The following is a 22,519-nucleotide window of genomic DNA, read 5'->3' on the forward strand; positions in this document are numbered from 1 at the left end:
TTGCGTCAATGCTGTCATTTTGATAGATTTGATGTCATGCAGGCTAGTGGAGATGTCTCGTCATGGCTGTCCTGACGATCCGAAACGTGCCAGAGGATGTGCACCGGGCCTTGCGAGTGCGCGCGGCGATGCATGGCCGCAGCACAGAGGCCGAGGTTCGCGAGATTCTAGCAGCGGCGGTCAAGCCGGAAAGCCGGGTGCGTGTGGGCGATTCCCTGGCGGCCATCGGCCGCAAGATCGGCCTTAAGGATAAGGACTTTGCAGCCCTTAACAGCTTTCCTGGCAGAATGCCTGAGCCACCAAGATTTGAATGATTGTCCTAAGTACCGATGTTGTCTACGAGGCGATGAAGCCGGCGCCCGACGCCGCGGTCGTGGCGTGGCTGAATGATCAAGCGGCCGAAACCTTGTACATCACCGCCGTCACGCTAGGCGAGTTGCTATTTGGCATCCAAGCCTTGCCGCAGGATATGCGAAGGGACGAATTGGGTGGCGCCCTCAACGACATGTTGGAGCTATTCAGGGATCGCGTCCTGCCATTCGACGCGGACGCTGCGCGGCACTACGCACAACTCGCTGCATCCTCCAAATTAAGTGGGCAGCGCTTTCTCATGCCAAATGGTTACATTGCTGCCATCGCAGCGTCTCGCGGGTTCGTTGTAGTAGCGCGGGACGCTGCCGTTTATGAGCAGGTCGGGGTGAGCGCAATTACTCCCTGGCTTAGAAGCACGTAGCCTGGCTCGACAGTGCCGAAACCGACGTGACATCAATCGCGAACATAAAGACTAACAGAAGGGTCCGAAAATTTATGGTTAAGGTAGAACGAGCCACTAAGAAGGGTCGAGGGGTGTCCCCGATCTATTTGGACGAAGACGATCAAGCAGGGCAATCAGACGTCATTTACGCACGAGGCCGCAGGCGGCGGCGAATTGTCTTTGGATGGTATGGCGGAAAGTTCTCCCATCTTGATTGGTTGTTGCCACTATTGCCCGAGTGTCACCACTATTGCGAACCGTTCGCTGGATCTGGTGCCGTCCTTCTTAATCGCGAACCTGCTCCAGTTGAAACATACAACGATATAGATGGAGAGGTGGTGAATTTTTTCCGTGTTCTCCGTGATCATCATGAGGAGTTGATCAGGGCGATCACATTAACGCCATTTTCAAGAGAAGAATATTTCTTGGCAGTTTATGGCAGCATGAACGGCATCAGCGATATTGAACGGGCGAGGCGGTTCTATGTCAGAGCCCGCCAGACACGTACTGGGTTAGCTCAGACTGCTTCCCTGGGGCGTTGGGCAAATTGCAAGAATACAAGTCGGTCTGGCATGTCCGGGGTGGTGTCTCGCTGGCTGGGTGGCGTGGAAGCGCTGGATGATATTGCTCGACGACTCATACGAGTGCAAATCGAAAACCGCCCCGCTGTTGATGTGATTCGTTTGTATGATAGCCCTGACACACTTTTCTACTGTGACCCGCCTTATCTTCACGCCACACGAGGTGACGCGAAAGCCTATGGTTTTGAGATGGACGAGGAGCAGCATCGGGAGTTTGCTGCGGCGGTTAATGAGTGTAGGGCCATGGTGGCGGTATCTGGATATGATCATCCACTGATGGATGAGTTATTTAAGCCTGACCGCTGGATTAAGACGCTTGGGCCGGACAAGACGATTCATTCGACTAAGGGTAAGCGTGTAGAGGTGCTATGGACGAACTACGATCCTAAGAAAATCAAAGGTCGTAGTCTCTTTGAATAAGAGATAAAAGTATGAGTTATTTCATAGATTAGTCGATCATGTATTAAGGACTGGCTAGAAAGATAGAAGGGGCTTGCGGTGACACCAGAAGAGATATTGGGTGACATTCAGCGTCGGGCTGCCGAAACGTTGAATACGTCGGTAATCAGTGATCCCGTGATACGGGAACGTGTTGATTACGTATGCCGTTGCACCAGTAATCGTGCGGGTGTGCGACTGCTCATGGCATGCTTGTTGGGAAAGCTGGACAATCCCAACGTCGATCCGCGAAAGCCCTATACGGAGATTGGGGGGGATGACTCCTTTTCAGGACGAACATATGACGAGCGGTACCTGACGAAGTTCATCAATGAGCACCGGCTCCCAGTTAATCCAACCACAGCGTTCTTAACTCCCACCCTGCGCAACATCAATCAGCCGCTCACGACAGACCGTGAGCTTGTTGGAAGGCCGCGTGATCTTTACAAGAAGACACTTGAATTGCTGGAAGACGTGGCCTCGCAACGAGTAGCAGCTGATGCGCTGTTCGTGGAAACTGTTCGCGTACTAATGTTGTTGCGCGACGAGAAGCTGGCGCGGATGGCTTCTCTGCTGAATGCCTTAGAGCGTACAAAGGGTTCATTGCCCCTTTCATCAGAAGCCATTGTTACGCTGATAGGTCAGCACCTTGCTTGCAGAAACGCAAGTCGTTTGCCAGTGCTAGTTGTTGCAGCTGCCTATGAAGCTGCCGGTGCAAGACTGGCTGAAAGCATGTTGCCCCTGAATGCGCACAATGCAGCAGATCTTCAAACAGGTTCGTTGGGGGATGTCGAGATCTGTTTGATGGGTGACGACAAAGTTGTCACCGTCTATGAAATGAAAATGAAGCGGGTTACGCAAGAAGACATAGATGCGGCAGTAGCCAAAATAGCGCGAGCGCCAAGTAAGATTCACAATTATTTATTCGTCACAACGGATGTAATTGATCCAATGGTTGCAGAGTATGCAGCAAGTTTATACGAGAGAATGGATGGCACGGAGATTGCCATTCTTGATTGTATTGGATTCTTGCGGCACTTCCTGCATCTATTTCATCGAATTCGAATGGATTATCTCAATGCTTATCAGGCGTTGGTCTTGAATGAACCGGATTCGGCAGTTAGCCAAACATTGAAAGAGGCATTTTTGGCGCTTAGGCAGGCTGCGGAAAGTGGTGAGTAGTTCTGTATGGCGCAGATGCTAATCCGAGGTTGGTCTATACGAGACGCAGAGCAACACTTGATTCGGTCATGTCCCGTCATGGCCGCATTGATAACCAAGTACGGCCCTTGCTCTCTTGCTGATCGCGAGTTTCGTCCATTTCAGACCTTGGTCAGAGCAATCATCAGTCAGCAACTATCGGCTAAGGCTGCGGACACGATAGAGGATCGTATTAGGGCACTTGTGCCCAACTTTGGTCCTGCCGAGTTTCTGCGCGCTCAACCTATGGAATTGCGCGCAGCGGGCCTATCGTCGGCCAAAGCGCGTTATATCATTGAGTTAGCTCAACGGGTGGAGCGTGGGCTGCTTAACCTAAATGCAATGCAAGAAGTACCTGACGCAGAGGTTATTGCCACTCTCGTTGATCTTCCAGGGATTGGCCGTTGGACAGCAGAAATGTTTTTAATCTTTGGTCTTGGTAGACCGGATGTATTGTCTTTAGATGATGCTGGCTTACGGCGAGCAGTCCGTCTTTTGTTCGGGAAAGATGCAGAGTTAGAGGAGCTTGGATATTCATGGCAGCCTTTTCGTTCTGTAGCATCGTGGTATCTGTGGCGACACTTGGATGATTGATTGCTTGCCAGCGACTCCCTCGCGAGACGACACCTCATGCCGGTTTAGTTTGTTGGAAGAGGTTCTCGTACAAGGAAGGGACATCGCCACGATGGAAAAGGGTGGCTCGATGCTCAGTTGGGCATGGTATTTTTTGTGGCATTTCGTTTTTGGCTAGAGTGTAACATATTGATTTATATCAGAAAAATCGCCGTGTTGATGATCGAGTGGGAATGATTCCACGTCCGGCGGCGGCCGGCAGGATCAGGCACCGGACACACCCAAGCCCGCAGAAATGCGGGCTTTTTTATTATATATAATGGGATGATTTTTGAGATAAGTTGTAATCTTTGTTGAAACAAGTATCACATGACTTAAGATAGTCTGGTAATCAGCAAATTCTGGCCGAACGGGCTGGCGGCTGCATGCAGGTTTGTTGCGGCGTGCGGGTCTGAAACCTGAAAGCGGCCGGAGCTGCGGCAGGGCGGTGGTTCAGGGGCAAGGGGGTTGGGAAGGGCGGCGTACGTGGTCGCCGGACCGGCAGGCCGCCGAAACGGGGCGGTCGCAGGCGCGGCGTTCGCCCAACATGCCTTTCGGGGCCCGACGGTGGCGGGCGCAGGAGCGATGGTCATCCTGGCTCTTTGCCCGGGCGTGCGCGGGCGGACGCTGGTGAACGGCGCGGCCCTGCGTGACTGGCCAACCGTGCGTTGAGGCTGTCTCTCCCGAACGCTCTCTCCCGCACGCTTCGCGCCTCCGCCCTTGTTCCCGGGCCGGGGGTGTGGAATCTGCGTGTCGGGCGCGGCGGCCAGGGCCGTGTGCTGACGGCATGCTGGCAGTGAAACGGCTGCGCACGGGGACCAGAGATGTCGAAATCAACCCGCGCAACCAGGGCGCTGGAGGCGGCCGGCGTCGCTTTCAGCCTGCACGGTTATGACTACGATCCCGACGCCGACAGGATCGGCATGCAGGCCGCCGCGGCGCTCGGCGTTCCGCCGGCGCGGGTGCTCAAGACCCTCATGGTGCGCGTCGACGACAAGCCAGCCTGCGTGATCGCTCCCTCTGACCGCCAGGTGTCGATGAAACGCCTCGCCGCCGCCCTTAACGCCAGGACCGCGCAGATGATGCCGCCTGCTGAGGCCGAGCGCGTCAGCGGCTATGTGGTCGGCGGCGTCAGCCCCTTCGGCCAGAAACGCCGCCTGCCCGTGGTGATCGACGAAGCGGCGCTGAGGCACGGGTCCGTCTTCATCAACGGCGGACAGCGGGGACTGCAGGTTGAGCTCGCGCCGCGCGACGCCGCCACGGCGCTTGGCGCCGTCGTCGCCCCGGTGGTTGCGGTCTGAACGAAATAACGCCCCGGGCTTTCCGCAGGCGCGCCTCCGCGGCGTCATGCCCGTTGACGGCGCGCGGCCCCTGTTGTGACCACAGGAACAACACGAAGGGCAGGGGCGCGGCCGCGCGGGCGGCGCGCGGCCGCCGCCCGCCGGGAACGGGAGGAACGGCGATGATGCAGCTGGTCGCGGTTGTCCTGCTGATGCTGGTTCTGCCGGCGGCGTCGGTGATCCACGACGTCGCTTCGTCCGGCGCCGGCGTGATGGAGGCAATCGGCAAATGGTTCGTTTACTGGGGCGTTGGCTGGCGTCTCGCCGTCGCCGGCCTGCACCAGACGCTCCGCCCCGGCTTCACCGTCCGCGACATCTTCGGCGTCAGCGATCCCCGCGCCGCGCGGCTCGTGCTCGAGATCGGTTTCGGAAACCTCGCCATCGGCGCCCTTGGCGTCGCGTCGCTGCACGCGCCGCAGTGGACGCCGGCTGCGGCGCTGGCCGGCGCGATCTTCTACGTCCTCGCCGGCCTGCAGCACGTCCGCAACAAGCCTGCAGCCAGACCGGAGATCGTGGCGATGGTCTCTGACCTCGGCCTCGCCGTCGTGCTGGCGGCCTATCTTGGCTGGCTGGCGCTCGCCGCCTGATCCCGCCGCCGCAGGGCCCGCAAGGGCGTCGTCATCGCCGTTCCGGAACGGGCCGGCAGGACGCTCGCGCGCCCCGGGCGACCGCCGCGCTGAACCTTTCGCCGTCCTGCGCGTTAATGCACATGCCGGCGCGCGGGCAGGGGGTCCGCGTCATCCCTCTCCGGCCACATGGCGGAACGCCACGCGCCGCAGGCGCCGCCTGGCTGGCCGCGGCGGACGGCCGGCGCGCGCTGCGGCGGGACGCGCGCGCCGTTTCCGGCGCCCCTGCGGCGTGAGGACAAGGTGAACAGCACGACGGACGGACCACGGCCACGCGCCGCCGCCATACCCGGAACGGCGATCAGGACGGCGACGCCGCCGGCGCAGCACGCCGGCGACAGTCCGGACGATCCCGACCACCGCGCCTGGCTCGCCGCCCTCATCGAAGGCTCCGACGACGCCATCATCAGCAAGGATCTCGACGGCGTCATCCGCACCTGGAACTACGGCGCCGAGCGCATGTTCGGCTACGCCGCCGGCGAAATCATCGGCCGGCCGGTCACCGTGCTGATCCCGGACGACCTGCAGGAGGAGGAGCCGCAGATCATGGCGGCCATCCGCTCCGGCCACAGGCTCGATCACTTCGAAACCCGCCGCCGCCGCAAGGACGGCTCACCCGTCGACATCTCCCTCACCATCTCTCCCATCTTCAGCCGCCAGGGGCAGATCGTCGGCGCCTCCAAGATCGCCCGCGACATCAGCGGCTGGCGCCGGCTGGAGGAACAGCGCCAGCTGCTGATCGGCGAGATGCAGCACCGCATCAAGAACCTGTTCGCCATGGCCGGCGCCGTGGTGTCGCTGAGCATGCGCGCCGCGCCCTCCGCCGAGGCGGCGCTGGCGCTGGTGGGCGCGCGCATGAACGCGCTGGCCCGCGCCCATGAGGCCACCGTGGCCTGCGCCTATTCCGGCGCGGCCGGCGGCCTCGCCAGCAGCCTGCGCGCGCTGCTGGAGGCCATCGTCAGTCCCTATGAAACTGGCGGCCGCGTCGTCATCGACGGACCGGACGTGGAGGTGAGCGGCGCGGCGCTGGGCAACCTGGCGCTCATCCTGCACGAGCTGGCCACCAACTCCGCCAAATATGGCGCGCTCTCGGTGGTGGAGGGGCGTCTTTGCGTGCGCATCAATGTGGATGATGCGCTGCTGCGCCTCGTCTGGACCGAGATCACCGGCCGCCCGCCGGAGAAACCGCGCGAACAGGGCTTTGGCAGCCGCCTGGAGCAGCGGCTGGCCGCGGCGCTGGGCGCGCGCATCGAGCGCGACTGGCTGGAGCAGGGGTTGCGCGTCCGCATGTCGGCGCCGCGCGCCGCCCTCGCCGGCTGAAGCCGGGCGCCGCTCAGGCGGAGGGCGCGGCGCCCTCCTCCGGGGCCGCCGCCGGGGCCGGCCGCCGGCGCGGAATGAAGCCGGTCGCGACCAGCGCCACGGTGAGCACGGCGAAAACCACGCACAGCGGGCTGGAGACGAAGATGGCCAGGTCGCCGTCCGAGATCGCCAGCGCCTGCCGCACGGACCGCTCGAAGATCACACCCAGCACATAGGCGAGGATGACGATGCCAAGGTCGTAACCGTAGCGGCGCAGCACATAGCCGGCGAGGCCGAACAGCACCGCCAGCAGCACGTCCATGGGGGCGCTGTTGGTGGAGTAGACGCCGATCAGGCAGACGCTCAGGATGATGGGCGCCAGCCACGCCCGCGGTACGTCGAGGATCTTCACGAACAGCCCTGCCAGCGGCAGGTTGAGGATCAGCAGCATGACGTTGCCCACATACATGCTGGCGATGACGCCCCAGAACAGCTCCGGCTGGCGCTCGATGATCGTCGGCCCCGGCGCCACGCCATGGATCATGAAGGCGCCCAGCAGCAGCGCGGTGATGGCGTTGGCGGGCACGCCCATGCACAGCAGCGGCACGAAGGCGCCGGCTGCGCCGGCGTTGTTGGCGGCCTCCGGGCCGGCGAGGCCCTCCACCGCGCCCTTGCCGAACTGCTCCGGATGGCGCGACAGTTTCTTCTCCAGCGCATAGGAAAGGAATGTGGCCAGCACCGCGCCGCCGCCGGGAACGAGGCCGACAATGAAGCCCAGCGCCGTGCCGCGAGCCACCGGCCCGACCGAGCGCCGCGCCTCCTCCCGCGTCGGCATGAAGCCGAGCAGGGTGGGGGGCGGCGACAGTGCCTGGATGTTCTCCTTGCGCCGCAGCGCCATGGACAACACCTCGGAAATGCCGAACAGGCCGATGGCCAGCGGAGCGAGGTCGATGCCGCCGCTCAGGTGGAACACGCCGAAGGTGAGCCGCGGCGTCGCCGCCAGCGGATCGGAGCCGACCGAACCCAGCAGCAGGCCGAAACCCGCCATGAGCAGCGCCTTGATGCGCGAGCCGCTGGCGAAATAAGTCACCAGCGACAGGCCGGCCAGCATCACCATGGCGTATTCGGCCGGGCCAAATGCCAGCACCCAGCGTGACAGCGGCGGCGACAGGTATGAGACGGCGATCACGCCAGCCGTCCCCGCCACGAAGGAGCCGATGGCGGCGATGCCCAGCGCCGCGCCGGCCCGGCCGCGCCGCGCCATTTCGTGGCCGTCGAGGCAGGTGACCACGGACGAGGCCTCGCCCGGAATGCGCATCAGCACCGAGGTGATGGTGCCGCCATAGGCCACGCCGTAATAGATGCCCGAGAGCATGATGATGGCCTGGGTGACGTCCATCCTGTAGGTGACGGGGAGCAGGATGGCGATGGTGGTGAGCGGCCCGAGGCCGGGCAGGATGCCCACCACCGTGCCGAGAAACACGCCGATGAAGCAGTAAAGCAGCGTCTGCGGCTCAAACACCGTGACGAAGCCGCCGATCAGGCCGTCCATCAGAGCAGCCCTCCCTTGCGCGCCAGCGTACGCAGCGTCGTGTCCACGGCGCTTTCCGGCAGGCTCACCTGCAGCAGCCAGCCGAAGCCTGCCAGAAAGACGAAGGTGACGAGAAAGGCGGTGACCAGTGTCGCCCGCCAGCTCACGCCCTCGCCGAACCGCATGGTGAGGATGATCACAGCCAGCGAGGTGAGGGTGAAGCCGGCGAACCAGCTGCCCGCCGTCAGCACGCCCAGCGCCGCCAGATAGATGTGAAAGGTACGCCGTTCCTGCGGGCCGGCGAGGTCATAGCGGGCCACCGCCTCCTCGTCGTCCCCCGCCGCCGGCTCCGGGTCGGGCTTCTCAAGCGCCAGCGCCAGCAGCGCCAGCGCCATGCATGCGGCGGCGACGGCCTGTGGGTACAGGCCGGGGCCGGGCCCGTCGAAAGTCCAGTGCGGTAGCTGCAGCGCCTGCCAAAACGCCGCCGCCGCGGCGCCGAACAGGCCAAGCGCGGTGAGCCGCGCGCCGGTGAGGGCGAACATGGCCGGGCCTCACCGGGTCTTCATCCCGGATTCGGTAAGGATCTGGATGAACAGCGGCTCCATGTCCTTCATGTATTTGTAGAAATCCGCGCCGGTGCGGAACTCTGGCTGCACGCCCAGCTTGCGCAGGGTGTCCAGCACCTCCGGATCCTGCAGGGCGACGCGGAAAGCCTCCTCCATGCGGTCACGGATTTTCGGATCGACGCCTTTGGGGAAGGCGTAGCCCATCGGTCCGATGCTGATGTAGTTGAAGCCCAGCTCGCGCAGGGTCGGCACGTCCGGATATTCGGGCCAGCGGTGGGCCGACGTGGAGGCGATGAGACGCAGGTTGCCGGCCTCGATCTGCGGCTTCATCTCCGTGGCGCTCTGCAGCGTCATGTCCACGTGGCCGCCCACCGCCTGCAGCACGGATTCGGCGCCGCCTGCGAAGACAATCCAGCGCAGGTTGGCGCCGTTCAGTTTCGCCATCTGGAACAGCGGCAGCACGTTGTTGGGGCTGGTGGAGCTGTAGGTGAGGCGTTTCTGCTTCGACAGCTCGATGATGTCCTGCACGGACCTGACCGGCGAATCCTTGCGCACGCCGATGCCGTAGCGCAGCTCCGCCGCCTGTGCGATGAGGTCAAACGCTTCCCACGCCCGGAAGGGCACGTCCATCATGTGCGGGGCGGTGAGATAGGTGGAGGAGCCGACAAGGCCCATGGTGTAGCCGTCTGGCTTGCTGCGGGCGAGCTCGGCCGGTCCCAGCTGGCCGGCGCCGCCGGGCACGGCCTTGATGACGATGGTGGCGTTGAGGGTTTTCTCGATGCTGCGGGCGAGGGCGCGGGCGGTGAGCTCGGTGGCCGAGCCGGGCGGAAAGTTGTTGATGAGGGTGATTTCGCGGCTGGGCCAGTCATCGGCGGCGGCCGGGCCGGCGGCAGGGCCGAGGGCCGCTGCGGCGAGGGCGACGCCCGCCAAGGCCGCCCGTGTGGCCCGTGTGGCCCGCGCCGCCGCGGCGCGGGCCGTCGCGAGCCCTGCGCGCCAGCAGCTGGCGGTGACGACGCGTGAAGGGATGAAGGCGAAGCTCGCGGGCATGACGTCCTCCCAAAGCGTCAGATTTTTTATAACATATTCCAAATCTGGCCGCAGGCGCCGCTCCGGTCAAGCAGCAATCCCGTGTGAGCCGCACGCGGCGGGACGGGCGCCCGCGCAGGCATGAAAAAAGCGCCACGGGGCGAGGCTTCGCGCATGGGGCGACAGGCGAGGGGCGGGCGCGAACAATGCGTCCGTTGTCCGTCATGGCTGTTCGCCGTGGAATCTTGTTCAGGGCCAGGAATGATTATTGCGTCCTGCATTCGGAGTAGCTGAATCCGCCGGCGGTCTGCTGGCGGAGAAATGCGGACGTCTGTCATCTTTATTGCGCCGCCTGGCTGTCGCAGCGCTGGCGGGCGCTCCGGGACAGGGCCGGGCCGCTTCAGTCCGCAGACCCGTTCCTTCGCCGGGCAGGTGAGCGCGGAAAGGGGCGGATTACGCCGGGCGACGGCCCCGGGATCATGAGGCGCCAGGGCGAAAGGGGCCCTGCCGCCCGCCCTGGAGCGGGCGGCGTGACCTGACCGTCCCGCGTCGGGGGACGCATGCGTCGCCGCGCGGCGACTGGCGGCCGGCGCGCCGCAACCTGTCGGAGGCTGTCCCGGCGGATGGGCGTCCGCGGGAGCGCCTGGCCATTCTGGCCCGCGCGGCGCGGCCAGCCGTCCGGTCCCGCCGTCCGGGCGGGGCGTCCGGCCGTTTGCGCCGCGCGCCCGCCGGACCGTCGGGACGGCGCTGCTGTCCGGTTCCCTCAGGTCGCGCCCGTCTCAGCGCTTCTTCACGAAGCAGGCGCGCAGCACCAGCCCCTTGATGCCTTCGTAGCGGCAGTCAATCTCCTGGTCGTCGTCGGTCAGGCGGATGGAGCGGATCACCGCGCCGCGGCGCAGGATCTGGCTGGTTCCTTTCACTTTCAGGTCCTTCACCAGCACCACGCTGTCGCCGTCCGCGAGCAGGTTGCCGACGGCGTCGCGCACCTCGCGCGCCGGCTTCGCCCTGCGGGCCGCCGCGTCCTCCGGGCTCAGCCACTCGCCGGTTTCTTCGTCAAACACATAGTCGTCGGACATGGATCGCCTCCGGTGAACCCCTGCGGGCCCACGCGGCGGCCCGTCGGCGGCCCGTCGGCGGCATGGAGCACGCCGGCGGCCCATTTGTCCATCCCGACCATGTATTTTGCCGCAGCCGCTCCGGCCGTCTCAGCCTTCGGAGAGTTTCATCAGCACCAGGCCGGCCAGCACCAGGGCCGCCGCCGTCAGCCGCAGCGGCGAGGCGCTCTCGCCCAGAAACAGCACGCCGGTGATGAAGGCGCCAGCCGCGCCGATGCCCGTCCACGCCATATAGGCCACCCCCAGCGGCAGCGTGCGCATGGACCAGGCCAGCAGCACGACGCTGGCGATCATGGCGACGATGGTCACGGCGCTGGCGGCGGGGCGGGTGAAGCCTTCGGAGGCTTTCATGGAGAACGCCCAGACGATCTCGAACAGTCCGGCGATGATGAGCACGATCCAGGCCATAGGCCCCTCCTGACAAAAGGCCCGGGCCGTCCCGGATGCGCGGACCGTGGCCCCGCCGGCTGGCGGCGCGGGAGCGGTCCGTCCGGAGCCGTTGCTCCGGAAATGTCATGCGTCTTCAGTACGCGCCGGGGCGCCTGCGGTCAAGCGCGCCCGCCGGGCAAAAGCCCGTGGCGCCGGCGCGGCGCCCTATGCTAGACAGGGGAAGGACGCGCCGCGCATTACGTATAGTCATGCCGGCGGCGTCCCGGATCACGGGTTATGGGGACAGACGCAAGGTGATTGAACAGAATACGCCACGTATTGTCATCGCCGACGACCATCCGTTGTTCCGCGGCGCCCTGCGTCAGGCCATCGCCCGGATCATGCCGCAGGCGGAAATAGCCGAGGCCGGCGATTTCGCCGCCACCACGGAGGTCATCGCCGGGGGCGAGGAGCCGGACGTGGTGCTGCTCGACCTGTCGATGCCTGGCGTCCAGGGCTTTTCCGGCCTGCTTTACCTGCGCGCCCAGTATCCGGGCGTGCCGGTGGTGATCGTCTCGGGCACGGACGATCCGGCGGTCATCCGCAAGTGCATGGAGTTCGGCGCCTCCGGCTTCGTGCCGAAATCGCTGTCGGTGGAGGCCATGGGCGAGGCCCTGGCCGCGGTGCTGGCCGGCGGCGTGTGGACCCCGCCAGACGTGGACCTTTCCGCGCCCGCCGACCGCGAGACCGCGGATCTCGCCCGGCGCCTCAGCAGCCTTACGCCGCAGCAGGTGCGGGTGCTGATGATGCTCTCCGAGGGGCTGCTCAACAAGCAGATCGCCTATGAGCTGAACGTCTCGGAGGCCACCATCAAGGCGCATGTGTCCGCCATCCTGCAGAAGCTGGGCGTGGAGAGCCGCACCCAGGCGGTGATCGTGGCGGCGCGCATGGCGGCGGCGCCCTGGGCGGCCAACGCCTCCGCCTGACCCTGTGACGCGACGGACAGGCCGGCGTCATGCGCCGGCGCGACTGGCCGCGCGCACGGCGCGGCCGCAACGGAGACATGCATGGCTGGGAGCCGCGGCGGACTGAATGGTTTTCTGGGCGGATCGCCCCTGTCGGTGCTGGCGCGCTTGGCGTTCCTGTCGCTGCTGGTCGGCGCCGCCATGGCCTTTCTGGACATCACGCCGGTCGCCCTGGTGGACGGCGCCGTGCGTTTTGCGCGCCGTCTCGTCGCCAATGGCTTCGCCGTGCTGGGCGACCTTGGCATGTGGATGGCCTGTGGCGCGATGGTGGTCGTGCCGGTGTGGCTGGCGCTGCGCCTGCTCGCCCGCCGCGGCTGACGGCGCCCGGCGCCGGCTAGGGGCGGGCTGCGCGACCGCCTTTCCGGGGGGCGTTGGCCCGGCGGCCAGTGGCTGGCGCAGGCGCAGGCCGCGCCGCCCGCCGCAGCGCGGCCGTCATGGCCGGCGCCTGTTCCGGCCGCGCGCCAGAACGCGGCGGGAGACGGGGCGCCTGTGGACGGGCGGGCCGGGCGGTCCGTTTCCTCCCGCAAGCCGGCCGGCTCACGCCGCCGCTTTCGCTTCCGCTTCGGCGTCGGCGCCCACCTGGGCGGCGAGGGTTTCGCCCGTGCGCTGCAGGTGCTGCGCCAGCCCCTGGCAGATGGCCGCCGCCACCCCCGGCCCCCGATAGATCATGCCCGTATAGAGCTGCACCAGCGTCGCGCCGGCGCGGATCTTGCGCAGGGCGCTGGCCGTGTCGTCCACGCCGCCCACGCCCACCAGGGGAAAGGCGCCTTCCACCCGCAGCCACGCGTTGGCCAGCATGCGCGTGGAGGGTTCCAGCAGCGGCGCGCCGGAGAGGCCGCCGCTCTCCTTCGCCGCTGTCCGGTTCTTCAGGCTGTCCGGGCGGGCCACGGTGGTGTTGGAGACGATCATGCCGTCCACGCCGCGCCGGCGGCATGCGGCGACAACGCCGTCCAGCTCCGCCAGCGACAGGTCCGGCGCGATCTTCAGCAGCACCGGCCGCCGCGCCCCGCCGCTGGCGGCGACGGCGTCGCGCGCTTCCAGCACCCGGGCCAGCAGGTCGTCCAGCGCCGCCTCATGCTGCAGGTCGCGCAGTCCCGGCGTGTTGGGAGAGGAAATGTTGACGGTGAAATAGCTGGCCACGTCGGCGAAGGCGCGCACGCCCGCCACGTAGTCGGCCGTCCGGTCGGCGGCGTCCTTGTTGGCGCCGATGTTGACCCCGACGACGCCGCCCGGGGCCGCTCCGCCGCGCAGCCGCGCCAGCAGCCGCGCCCGCGCCGCCGCGTGCCCCTCATTGTTGAAGCCCAGCCTGTTGATCACCGCCCGGTCTTCAGTGAGGCGGAAAATGCGCGGCTTCGGATTGCCCGGCTGCGGCCGCGGCGTGACCGTGCCCACCTCCACGAAGCCAAAGCCATAGCCCAGCATGGCGTCCGGAACCCCGGCGTTCTTGTCGAAGCCCGCCGCCAGCCCCACCGGATTGGGAAAGCGCAGCCCGAAGGCCGAAACCGCCAGACGCGGATCGCCGGGCGGCGGCGCGCGGCGCGGCAGCACGCCCAGCGCGCGGATGGTCAGCCCGTGGGCGGTTTCCGGGTCAAGGGCGAACATCGCCCGGCGGACAAGGTCTTCAGGCAGCGTCATCGGCTGGCGGCTCCGGTACGCGCGGCGCGGGCCCGGCGCGCAGGGGCGCGGACGCCGCGCGCGGCGCATGGCGTGAACGGGCGGCGCGCCGCTGGCGGAGACGCCCGGCGCGCCGGCGCGCTCCGCTATACCGTAACCTGCCGCCCGGCGCAGCAGATTCCGGCGCCGGCGCCGGCGCTCCTCCGCCGTTCTGGCGGGTGACGCCAGCCGGCGCCCATGATAAGCGGATCAGGAATTGTTCAGCTTTCGGGTGGAAAGCGGGCGTCCGGGGCGCGACGCGGGCGGCGGACGCGGCGGGCTGGCGGAGCGGCGCCAGCGCGGCGAGGGGCCCGCGCCCGCCCGCACCAGCTTGATGAGGCGGTCGACAGTGGACAGCAAGCAGCCGGGCGGCATCCTGCCGGACCAGACCATCCGCGAACTCGCAGACGCCGGCGTCATCCGGGCGCCCCGTCCCCTCGACGACGGCCAGATCCAGCCCGCCAGCCTCGACCTGCGCCTCGGCGCCACCGTGTGGCGGGTGCGCGCCAGCTTCCTGCCCGGGCGCCGGCCGGTGCGCGAGCGGCTGGAGCAGCTGGCCCTGCACCGCTTCTCCCTCGAGCAGGGCGCCGTGCTGGAGACCGGCTGCGTCTATATCTCCGAAATCCAGGAGAGTCTGGCGCTGCCGCCGGAGATGTCGGCCTCGGCCAATCCCAAGAGCTCCACCGGCCGCCTCGACGTCTTCACCCGGCTGATCACCGATTACGGCGAGGAGTTCGACGTCATCCCCGCCGGATACCACGGCCCGCTCTACGCCGAGATCTCGCCGCGCACCTTCCCGGTGGTGGTGCGCGAGGGCTCGCGCCTCAGCCAGGCCCGCTTCCGCGTCGGCCCCACGCGCCTCGACGACGCGGAGCTGGCGGCGCTGCACGCCCGCGAGCCGGTGGTGAGCGCCGGCGTCGTCTCCTTCAGCGGCGGCGTGGCGGTGAGCGTCGATCTGTCCGGCTTCGGACCGGACCGCCTGCTGGGCTACCGCGCCAAGCGCTTCACCGGCCTCGTCGACGTGGACCGCGTCGGCGCCTGCACCGTGGCCGACTACTGGGAGCCGCTGCACGCCGACGGCTCCGGCTCGCTGATCCTCGACCCCGGCCAGTTCTACATCCTCGCCTCGCGCGAGGCGGTGACGGTGCCGCCCGACTACGCCGCCGAAATGACGCCGTTCGATCCGCTGGTGGGCGAGTTCCGCGTGCACTACGCCGGCTTTTTCGACCCCGGCTTCGGCCACGGCGTCGCCGGCGGGGCGGGGGCGCGGGCGGTGCTGGAGGTGCGCTCCCGCGACGTGCCCTTCATCATCGGCGACGGCCAGATCGTCGGCCGCCTGGTGTATGAACGCATGCAGCGGCGCCCGGCGCGCCTCTATGGCCAGAACGGCTCCAGCTACCAGGGGCAGGGGCTGAAGCTCTCCAAGCACTTCCGCGGCTGAGCGCCGCCCGGCGGGGCGCTAGCGCGCCGGCCGGCGCGGCGGCGCGGCCCGCGCCGCCCGCGGCCCGGCCCAGAGGATGTGCCGGTTGAGGATCGCCGCCGCCAGCTCCACGTGCCCGGCGCGCAGCGCCGCCAGAATGGCGCGGTGGTCGCGGTCGGTGGGCGCCTCCCACTCGGCGCGCCAGCCGCAGAACAGGAAGCGGGCGCTGGCCTTGTGCAGGTCGCTGATCGCCGCCAGCAGCCGCGGCATGCGGCAAGGCTCCAGCAGCAGGGTGTGAAAGCGCCGGTTGGCCTCCTCCCAGGCGTGGACGTCGGCAGCGCGCTCGCCGGCGCGCGTCGCCTCCTCGGCGGCCTCCAGAATGGCCGGCGTCAGCCGCGGCGCGGCGTTGCGCAGCGCCAGCACCTCCAGGGCGGCGCGCATCTGCGCCACCTCCTTCACGTCTTCGGCGGTGAAGCCGGCCACGCGCACGCCGCGGCGCGGTTCGCTCACCGCCAGTCCCTGCGCCTCCAGCCGCCGGAACGCCTCGCGCACCGGCACGTGGCTGGCGCCGAACGCCTCCGCCACATGGTCCTGGCGCAGGCGCGTTCCCGGCGCCAGCTCGCCGGAAATGATGCGCTCCGCCAGCGCCTTGCAGATGCGTGTCGCGATGGTGTCGCGGGGCGTGTCGGTCATCGTCGCGGCTCCTGGGCTGACCGGACAGCGGATAGCGGAACCGCGGCCGGATGCAACCGCGACGTGCGGCGCCGGCGCCGCCGCGGCCGCCGGTCCGCGGCGTTTTTTTGACAAGGGAGGCGGCTGTGCTAGCTTGCCCCCTGCATTCACAACGTGGGACACCCGGTCACATGCCTGACGAAGGCGGCAGTACAGGCGACGACAGCCACCAGCGAACACGGCTGGCCCCGGCTCCGGGCGCCAGCGTCCCCTTTCTCCCGCGCAGCATCAGGCCCCGGCAGGCGCACGCCTTGGATCAGCCGATCCGGGGATTTTTGCGTTTGCGCGACCGTTCCCCAGGGTAACCGACAATGGAGTTCCTCGCGGATCCAAATATCTGGATCGGCCTCGCCACACTGATCCTGCTCGAGATCGTCCTGGGCGTCGACAACCTGGTGTTCATCGCCATTCTGGCGGACAAGCTGCCGCCGGCGCAGCGCAACCGGGCGCGGGTGACCGGCCTGGCCCTCGCCCTGGCGATGCGTCTCGTGCTGCTGGCCTCGATTTCCTGGATCGTGACGCTGCGCGCGCCGCTGTTCTCGGCCGGGCCGTTCACCTTCTCGGGGCGGGATCTCATCCTGATCCTGGGCGGCGTGTTCCTGCTGGCCAAGGGCACCATGGAGCTGCACGAGCGCCTTGAGGGCGGCCAGAAGCCCAGGGGCGGCCGGGTGGTGCACGCCGTGTTCTGGCAGGTGATCGTGCAGATCGTGGTGCTGGACGCGGTGTTCTCCCTGGACAGCGTCATCACCGCCGTGGGCATGGTGGACCGGCTGTGGGTGATGATGCTGGCGGTCATCGTCGCCATGGGGGTGATGGTTCTGGCGTCGCGGCCGCTGATGGCGTTCGTGTCGCGCCACCCCACGGTGGTGATCCTCTGCCTCGGCTTCCTGATGATGATCGGCTTCAGTCTGGTGGTGGAGGGCTTCGGCTTTCACATTCCCAAGGGCTATCTCTACGCGGCCATCGGCTTCTCGGTGCTGGTGGAGGCGGCCAACCAGCTGGGGCGGCGCAACCGGGAGCGGCTGATCAGCACCGGCGACCTGCGCGAGCGCACCTCGGAGGCGGTGCTGCGGCTGCTGGGCGGTCGCGTGGGCGAGGAGCCGCTGGGCGAGACGGTGGACGTCATCGCCGGCAAGGCGGCCAGCAGCGGCCTGTTCCGCGAGGAGGAGAAGGACATGATCCGCGGCGTGCTCGACCTTGGCGGGCGCCCCGTGAGCTCGATCATGACCCCGGCCAATGAGGTGGAGTGGCTCGACCTGAACGACAGCCCCGGGCGGCTGCGCGAGGCGATCCGGCGCCTCACGCACAGCCGGGTGGTGCTGGCGCGCGACAGCGTGGACGATTTCATCGGCGTGGCGCTGACCCGCGACCTGCTCAACCATCTGGCCGACGGCCGGCCGATCGACTGGACGCGGGTGACGCGCCAGCCCGTGGTGGTGCCGGAGACCACCGACGTGCTGAAGGTGATGGAGCAGCTGCGCCGCTCGCGGGTGCAGATGGTGATGGTGGTGGACGAATATGGCTCGCTGGAGGGCATCGCCACGCCCACCGACGTGCTGGAGGCGATCGCCGGCGAGTTTCCGGACATGGACGAGCAGGCGGCGGCGGCGGTGCGCCAGGCCGACGGCTCGCTGCTGGTGGACGGCTTCATGGACATCCGCCAGCTCAGCGCCCTGCTGGGACGGGATCTGGTGGACGACGCCAACCGCTACTCCACCCTGGGCGGCTATATCCTGACCCAGCTGGGCTATCTGCCGCGGGCGGGCGAGACGGTGGACGTGGACGGCCTGCGCCTTGAGGTGGTGGATCTGGACAAGCGCAGCATCGGCAAGGTGCGCCTGACCATGCTGGAGCCGCAGGCGGCCGCCTGAGCGGGGCCGCGCCGCCAGGCCCGCCCGTGGATAGCGCAGGGCGGGGGGATTGCTGGTCCGGGGCGAAGCAGGTAAAAATCCCTCGCGCTCCGGAGCGTCAGGCCGCGGCAGGCGGCGCAGGTCGGTCCGGTTCCGGCGCGGGCGTAGTTCAGTGGCAGAACGACAGCTTCCCAAGCTGTATGTCGAGGGTTCGATTCCCTTCGCCCGCTCCAGCTTTCCCTTCGGCGGCTCGCGGGAAAAAAGGTGGCCGGCCTCTGCAAGTCATGTCGACGCCGGGTCGTCATTTCGGAAATCGCATTCCACGCTGATTTTGCGGCTAGGCATGGATTCCTTGCCCCTGGGAACTGTGGGCGACTCTCCCCGGTCTTGCCGTGCCCTGTTTTGGACTGATGGCGGAGACCTGCCGGTCAGGCGGCATGTCCGCCTTCGCCGTCGTCACTGATGTCTTCTCCCGTCAACTCCTCGGATCCGAGGCTTGTGAGCTGCCGTTTCAATTCGTCTAGATGTTGCTGAAAAGCGTTCTGAAGTTTTTGAATATTTACTGATAGCCACTCCATAATCTCAGGCCATTTTTCTTTATTATATCCATCTATATCAGCGCCATACGCTATGACGCTTTGCTTGTTGTCGTCCATTCTCCGCCAGTTCAGCGGCGCGCCAAATGCGTGCTCTATTTCGTTCTTTCGGCTGTAGAGCTGGTCAAATAGCCACTTGTTTTCTTCTCGCACCGCGCGATTTAGCGAAACTTCAACGCGGGCAACATCCCGGCCAAAAATAAGCGTATATGGACAGCCCCGCAGGCCAGATCCGGCGCAAAGCCAGTGATCCTTGGAGGGGCTTATGTTGCTGAAGCGCGTGACACCGTCACGGCGTAATTTCTCCAGCATGCCTGTCCAGAATTGCTGTCGCAAAATATGACGTTGTTTCCATCGTCCCTGATTGGTGTTCTCTTCGGCTTCTTTTGTGGAGACGCCAATCATATAGTCCGCCGCCTCCGGCGGCGGGATTATTTGCTGGAGATCAATAAAAATTTCTTCTTCATATACGTAGGGAATGACGCGAAAGCACTGGGCTTTGATGCCCCGGCTCAGTAGCCAAAGCACCGTGGCGGTCACCTCCCGGCGAAAGTTGGCCGCGATAAATATCATGCGCTGACCGTTTCCGGGATTAATGATGGCTTCGTCGATTTCCTCAACTTCAAGGAAGTCACAAATTTTCTCGGCAGCTACAGCCCCGGGCTCATGTTTGTTAAGGTACTGTTGATAAATATCAATAATTTGATTGCGCGTCAATCCGGAGACATACGCGGTATATTTCAGGGCTTGCCAAGTTACGTCCCGTCCAGAATCATCCAGTTTGTTTTCAATAACGACAAGATTTCCCTCTTTGTCTAACGCAAGAAGGTCCAGGCGCTCTCGCGTTTCGTCGAACCCGTCGAATTCTTTTTGAATGATAAGCAGCTCTTCCCCGAGCGCATCGGGCTGATGTAAAATCCATTCCTGCAAGTTGTCGCGCTCACGTAAGCCGAGCTGGGAGAAGCTTTTTCTGGCGAGACGCGTAATACGATTGTTTACCCGGTCGACGCGAAACATCTTTTACCCTCTCCGGGCAAATCGCCAGCGCTTAGCGCGCTGGCGCAGACAGACAGCCTGTGGCGGAGCAATTTGTCCTGTAGGAGCCTGTCTTGTAAAGGCTGGGCTGCTGAAGAGACTCCCGGGATACTCATTGAACAGGGATGTGCCTGTGCGCGGCGGAGCTTATGCCCGCTCTGGGCGGGCGTGCATCGCCGGCGCGTCGTTCGCCGCCGGAACACGCGGCCGCGGCCGCCAGCGCGCCGCCGCCGCCCGCGCCTCCGCCAGGGCGGCCGGAGACAGCGTCGCGGCGATCTCGTCGCGCCGGCGCGCCGCCTCCTGGTCGCCGCGGCGCGCGGCGATCTCGAACCACTTCAGCGCCTCGGCCGCGTCCGCGGCCTCGCCAAGCCCGCGGCTCAGCAGCACGCCCAGATTGTACTGGCTGTCGCCCACCCCATGCTCCGCCGCCTGGCGGAACCAGCGCGCCGCCGCCACGTAATCCTGCCGGCCCGCCGCGCCGCTGGCGTGCAGCACCGCCAGATTGTGCATGGCCAGCACATTGCCCTGCTTCGCCGCATGTTCGTACAGCGTCAGCGCCTTGCGGTAATCCTGCGGAACGCCGGCGCCCTTCTCGTACAGCCGCGCCAGACGCTGCTGCGCCGGGGCGTGGCCGCGCGTCGCCGCCTTCTCCAGCAGCGAGGCGGCCAGCTTCGGCGAGGCCACGTTCACCCCCTCGGCGATGCGGTCCGCCACCGCATAAAGCGCGGCGAGGTCATTGACGATGGACGGCGGCTGCGGGCCGGCCGGCAGTTGCGCCTGGCTCCTGTCGGCCGCCGCATAGGCGGGCGTCACGCCCATGTCGGCCTGGGCGAACAGCATGCCCGGCAGCGACCGCAGCACCGGCGCCAGCAGGGGCGCCGAGCCCGCCGCCACCACCGCCGCCGTCACCCACAGCAGGCCCTTGCCGCTCAGCCAGCTCTTCATCCGTCCGCGCGGGCCCGGCTGGGCCGGCAACTGCGGCCGCGCGGCGGCGGCGCGCCGCGCGCCGCCGCGCCTGGCGGCGGCGATCAGCCGCGAGCGCACTTCCGCAGCGGAAGGCGTCGCCCCGGCGGTGATGACCTCGTCCGCAGCCATGTTCAGGGCCGCGGCCCGCGGCAGCTTCGGCGCCGCGTCCTCCGTCACGGCTCCGTCCGGGGCGGCCCCGGCCGCCGGTGCCGCGTGCCGGAGCGCCGCCATGGCGGCGGCGTGCGCCTCGGCGTCGGCCTTCTCCGCCGCCTCGCGCGTGGCGCGCAGCTGCGCGGTGAGGGCGGCCACGCTCTCCTGCAGCGCCCCCAGCCGGCTCTCCACCCGCGCGATCGAAAGATCCTGTCCGGCGCTGGCCTCGGCCAGCTCCGCCCGCACGGCCGCCGCCAGCTGGCCGGGGTCGGCGGTCACGGGCCGCTCCCGCGCCGGGGCCACATGGGTGACGATGCGTTCGGCCGCCGCGTCGATGGCGCGCAGCACCGGCGTGGTCACCGCCTCTTCAAGTCCGGCCGGCAGGCGCGCGCCCGCTTCGGCCACCGCTTCGGCCAGCAGGGCGCGCAGCCGCTCCTCCGGCAGGTCGCGCCCGATGGCGCCGTCGATCCGGGCGCCGAGCTCGCCGAGCCGGGCCTCAAGCCATCCGAGCCCGTCATCCCCGCGCCCCGCCGCCTGCTGGCCGGCGCCTGCTTCGGCCACCGCCTCGGCTACCAGGGCGCGCAGCCGCTCCTCCGGCAGGCCGCGTCCGATGGCGTCCTCGAGCCGGGCGCCCAGTTCGCCAAGCCGGGCCTGCACCTGGCCCAGCCCGTCCTCCAGGCGCTGCGCCGGGTGCTGCGCCAGCGCGCGGGTCACGTCGGCCACCGCCTCGGCCAGCAGGGCGCGCAGATGCTCCTCCGTGGGGCGGCGGCCGATGGCGTCGTCGAGGCGGGCGCCCAGTTCGCCGAGCCGGGCCTCGACATGGCCCAGCCCGTCCTCCAGCCGCCACGCCGGATGCTGGCTCAGCGTGCGGGTGAGGTCGGCGAGATGGTCGTCCACCTGGTCAAGGCGCGCGTCGAGCCCCGCCTGCACCGCCTCGGAGACGGTCCGGGGCAGGGCGGCGATCTCCTGCAGCTGCAGGCTCATGGGGCCGGCGGCGCCGGCCGGCGGCTGCGGCAGGCTGGAGAGGGCGCGCGCCACCGCGCGGGCCACCGCCGCCTCAACCTGCGCCTCAAGCGTATTTGCTTCCGGCGCAGCCGCGGACGCTGCGGCAGGCGCCGGACGGGCTTCGGCCTCCTGGCGGAAATCCGGCGCGCGCGCGGCGGGGGCCGCAGCAGAACGGCCGGTGTCCTGCGTTATTTCCTGGGCATAGCGGGCGATGCGCGCCGCCACGCGAGCGTCGCCCGCTACGTCAGCCTCCGCTCCGGGGAGCGGAAAGCCGCTCCCCGCGGATGTGACATCTGGACGCAGACGGATCGTTTCTGGGACGAAACGTGTGACGTTTGTCGGAGTCTGGGTCGCCATCTGCGCGCCGCCATTTTTCCCGGAAAGTCCGTTTCTCGGCGCCGCCGCGATGGCAGATGCCGGCGAACCCGGCGTCATCGGCAGGCGGCGCGCTTCGTCCCACTGTCTCCGCACATGGTAAACAATGCATTAACCGCCGGCGCCGGCGCCTGCACGATGGTCAGCCCCGACGTTGATCCGCCCGTTTTCGTCACTTGTTGCGGCTCGCGAAAAATTGAGTAACGTCATCCTCGCAACCGTTCCTCGGGGGGGAGGGATATGACAACGCAAAAC

General features: G+C 67.0%; 21 protein-coding genes and 1 tRNA gene. 13 read left to right on the plus strand and 9 right to left on the minus strand.

The features are described from left to right. The first annotated feature begins 62 nt into the window (after window positions 1–62). From ACFFJB_RS03990 to ACFFJB_RS04025, 8 genes are all read left to right on the plus strand, one after another. Window positions 63–314: a FitA-like ribbon-helix-helix domain-containing protein gene (locus ACFFJB_RS03990; protein WP_376829690.1), complete on the plus strand. Its 252-nt coding sequence runs from the start codon at window positions 63–65 to the stop codon at window positions 312–314. Continuing rightward, window positions 311–733 (plus strand): type II toxin-antitoxin system VapC family toxin, encoded by a 423-nt coding sequence (locus ACFFJB_RS03995; protein ID WP_376829692.1) that lies wholly within the window; start codon window positions 311–313, stop codon window positions 731–733. Before ACFFJB_RS03990 ends, ACFFJB_RS03995 begins: the two co-directional genes overlap by 4 nt. Before the next feature lie 113 nt (window positions 734–846). Beyond that, the gene (locus tag ACFFJB_RS04000) at window positions 847–1,755 is read left to right on the plus strand and encodes a DNA adenine methylase (protein WP_376829694.1); all 909 of its coding nucleotides are present in this window, start codon (window positions 847–849) and stop codon (window positions 1,753–1,755) included. A 96-nt stretch (window positions 1,756–1,851) separates the two neighbouring features. After that, a complete protein-coding gene (locus ACFFJB_RS04005; protein ID WP_376829696.1) occupies window positions 1,852–2,955 on the plus strand; it encodes a hypothetical protein in 1,104 nt (367 codons plus the stop codon). 78 nt (window positions 2,956–3,033) lie between these two features. Beyond that, a complete protein-coding gene (locus ACFFJB_RS04010) occupies window positions 3,034–3,567 on the plus strand; it encodes a DNA-3-methyladenine glycosylase family protein (protein WP_376829698.1) in 534 nt (177 codons plus the stop codon). A gap of 842 nt (window positions 3,568–4,409) precedes the next feature. Next, entirely contained in the window at window positions 4,410–4,886 is a 477-nt protein-coding gene (gene ybaK, locus ACFFJB_RS04015; RefSeq protein ID WP_376829699.1) for a Cys-tRNA(Pro) deacylase, read from the plus strand. A gap of 161 nt (window positions 4,887–5,047) precedes the next feature. Then, window positions 5,048–5,512, plus strand: coding sequence for a hypothetical protein (locus ACFFJB_RS04020; protein ID WP_376829701.1), 465 nt, complete (start codon window positions 5,048–5,050; stop codon window positions 5,510–5,512). Window positions 5,513–5,794: 282 nt separating this feature from the next. Continuing rightward, window positions 5,795–6,871, plus strand: coding sequence for a PAS domain S-box protein (locus ACFFJB_RS04025; RefSeq protein WP_376829703.1), 1,077 nt, complete (start codon window positions 5,795–5,797; stop codon window positions 6,869–6,871). 13 nt (window positions 6,872–6,884) lie between these two features. Here the strand turns inward: ACFFJB_RS04025 and ACFFJB_RS04030 are convergent, their stop codons facing one another. From ACFFJB_RS04030 to ACFFJB_RS04050, 5 genes are all read right to left on the minus strand, one after another. Next, on the minus strand, window positions 6,885–8,402 hold the full coding sequence (locus tag ACFFJB_RS04030; protein WP_376829705.1) for a tripartite tricarboxylate transporter permease: 1,518 nt from the start codon (window positions 8,400–8,402) through the stop codon (window positions 6,885–6,887). Further along, window positions 8,402–8,923, minus strand: coding sequence for a tripartite tricarboxylate transporter TctB family protein (locus ACFFJB_RS04035; protein ID WP_376829707.1), 522 nt, complete (start codon window positions 8,921–8,923; stop codon window positions 8,402–8,404). Before ACFFJB_RS04035 ends, ACFFJB_RS04030 begins: the two co-directional genes overlap by 1 nt. 9 nt (window positions 8,924–8,932) lie before the next feature. After that, the gene (locus ACFFJB_RS04040) at window positions 8,933–9,994 is read right to left on the minus strand and encodes a tripartite tricarboxylate transporter substrate binding protein (RefSeq protein ID WP_376829709.1); all 1,062 of its coding nucleotides are present in this window, start codon (window positions 9,992–9,994) and stop codon (window positions 8,933–8,935) included. A 758-nt stretch (window positions 9,995–10,752) separates the two neighbouring features. Continuing rightward, on the minus strand, window positions 10,753–11,049 hold the full coding sequence (locus ACFFJB_RS04045; protein ID WP_376829710.1) for an alkylphosphonate utilization protein: 297 nt from the start codon (window positions 11,047–11,049) through the stop codon (window positions 10,753–10,755). Between the two features lie 129 nt (window positions 11,050–11,178). Next, the gene (locus ACFFJB_RS04050) at window positions 11,179–11,496 is read right to left on the minus strand and encodes a DMT family transporter (protein WP_376829711.1); all 318 of its coding nucleotides are present in this window, start codon (window positions 11,494–11,496) and stop codon (window positions 11,179–11,181) included. Between the two features lie 230 nt (window positions 11,497–11,726). Here ACFFJB_RS04050 and ACFFJB_RS04055 point away from each other — a divergent pair, with 230 nt between their 5' ends. Together ACFFJB_RS04055 and ACFFJB_RS04060 are read left to right on the plus strand one after the other, a co-directional pair. Further along, the gene (locus ACFFJB_RS04055) at window positions 11,727–12,443 is read left to right on the plus strand and encodes a response regulator (protein ID WP_376829713.1); all 717 of its coding nucleotides are present in this window, start codon (window positions 11,727–11,729) and stop codon (window positions 12,441–12,443) included. An 81-nt stretch (window positions 12,444–12,524) separates the two neighbouring features. Beyond that, window positions 12,525–12,800, plus strand: a complete 276-nt coding sequence (locus ACFFJB_RS04060) for a DUF6460 domain-containing protein (RefSeq protein WP_376829715.1) — start codon at window positions 12,525–12,527, stop codon at window positions 12,798–12,800. A 219-nt stretch (window positions 12,801–13,019) separates the two neighbouring features. On the opposite strand, the gene ACFFJB_RS04065 is transcribed toward ACFFJB_RS04060, so the two are convergent. Continuing rightward, entirely contained in the window at window positions 13,020–14,117 is a 1,098-nt protein-coding gene (locus tag ACFFJB_RS04065) for a quinone-dependent dihydroorotate dehydrogenase (RefSeq protein ID WP_376829717.1), read from the minus strand. Between the two features lie 367 nt (window positions 14,118–14,484). Between ACFFJB_RS04065 and ACFFJB_RS04070 the strand changes: the two genes are divergently transcribed. After that, the gene (locus ACFFJB_RS04070) at window positions 14,485–15,576 is read left to right on the plus strand and encodes a 2'-deoxycytidine 5'-triphosphate deaminase (protein ID WP_376829719.1); all 1,092 of its coding nucleotides are present in this window, start codon (window positions 14,485–14,487) and stop codon (window positions 15,574–15,576) included. Between the two features lie 18 nt (window positions 15,577–15,594). Here ACFFJB_RS04070 and ACFFJB_RS04075 read toward each other — a convergent pair whose 3' ends face one another. Further along, complete coding sequence (locus tag ACFFJB_RS04075; RefSeq protein WP_376829720.1) at window positions 15,595–16,248, minus strand: GntR family transcriptional regulator; 654 nt, start codon at window positions 16,246–16,248, stop codon at window positions 15,595–15,597. 350 nt (window positions 16,249–16,598) lie between these two features. Between ACFFJB_RS04075 and ACFFJB_RS04080 the strand changes: the two genes are divergently transcribed. Next, a complete protein-coding gene (locus ACFFJB_RS04080) occupies window positions 16,599–18,158 on the plus strand; it encodes a TerC family protein (protein WP_376829722.1) in 1,560 nt (519 codons plus the stop codon). Between the two features lie 137 nt (window positions 18,159–18,295). Next, a tRNA-Gly gene (locus tag ACFFJB_RS04085) sits at window positions 18,296–18,370 on the plus strand. 195 nt (window positions 18,371–18,565) lie between these two features. Here ACFFJB_RS04085 and ACFFJB_RS04090 read toward each other — a convergent pair. Beyond that, window positions 18,566–19,750 carry a DUF4268 domain-containing protein gene (locus ACFFJB_RS04090; RefSeq protein ID WP_376829724.1) on the minus strand — a complete coding sequence of 395 codons (1,185 nt, stop codon included), beginning with the start codon at window positions 19,748–19,750 and terminating at the stop codon, window positions 18,566–18,568. A gap of 165 nt (window positions 19,751–19,915) precedes the next feature. Further along, window positions 19,916–22,114, minus strand: coding sequence for a tetratricopeptide repeat protein (locus ACFFJB_RS04095; protein ID WP_376829726.1), 2,199 nt, complete (start codon window positions 22,112–22,114; stop codon window positions 19,916–19,918). Between the last annotated feature and the right edge of the window lie 405 nt (window positions 22,115–22,519).

It is taken from the genome of Camelimonas abortus (assembly GCF_042432745.1).
Taxonomy (GTDB): Bacteria; Pseudomonadota; Alphaproteobacteria; order Rhizobiales; family Beijerinckiaceae; genus Camelimonas; species Camelimonas abortus.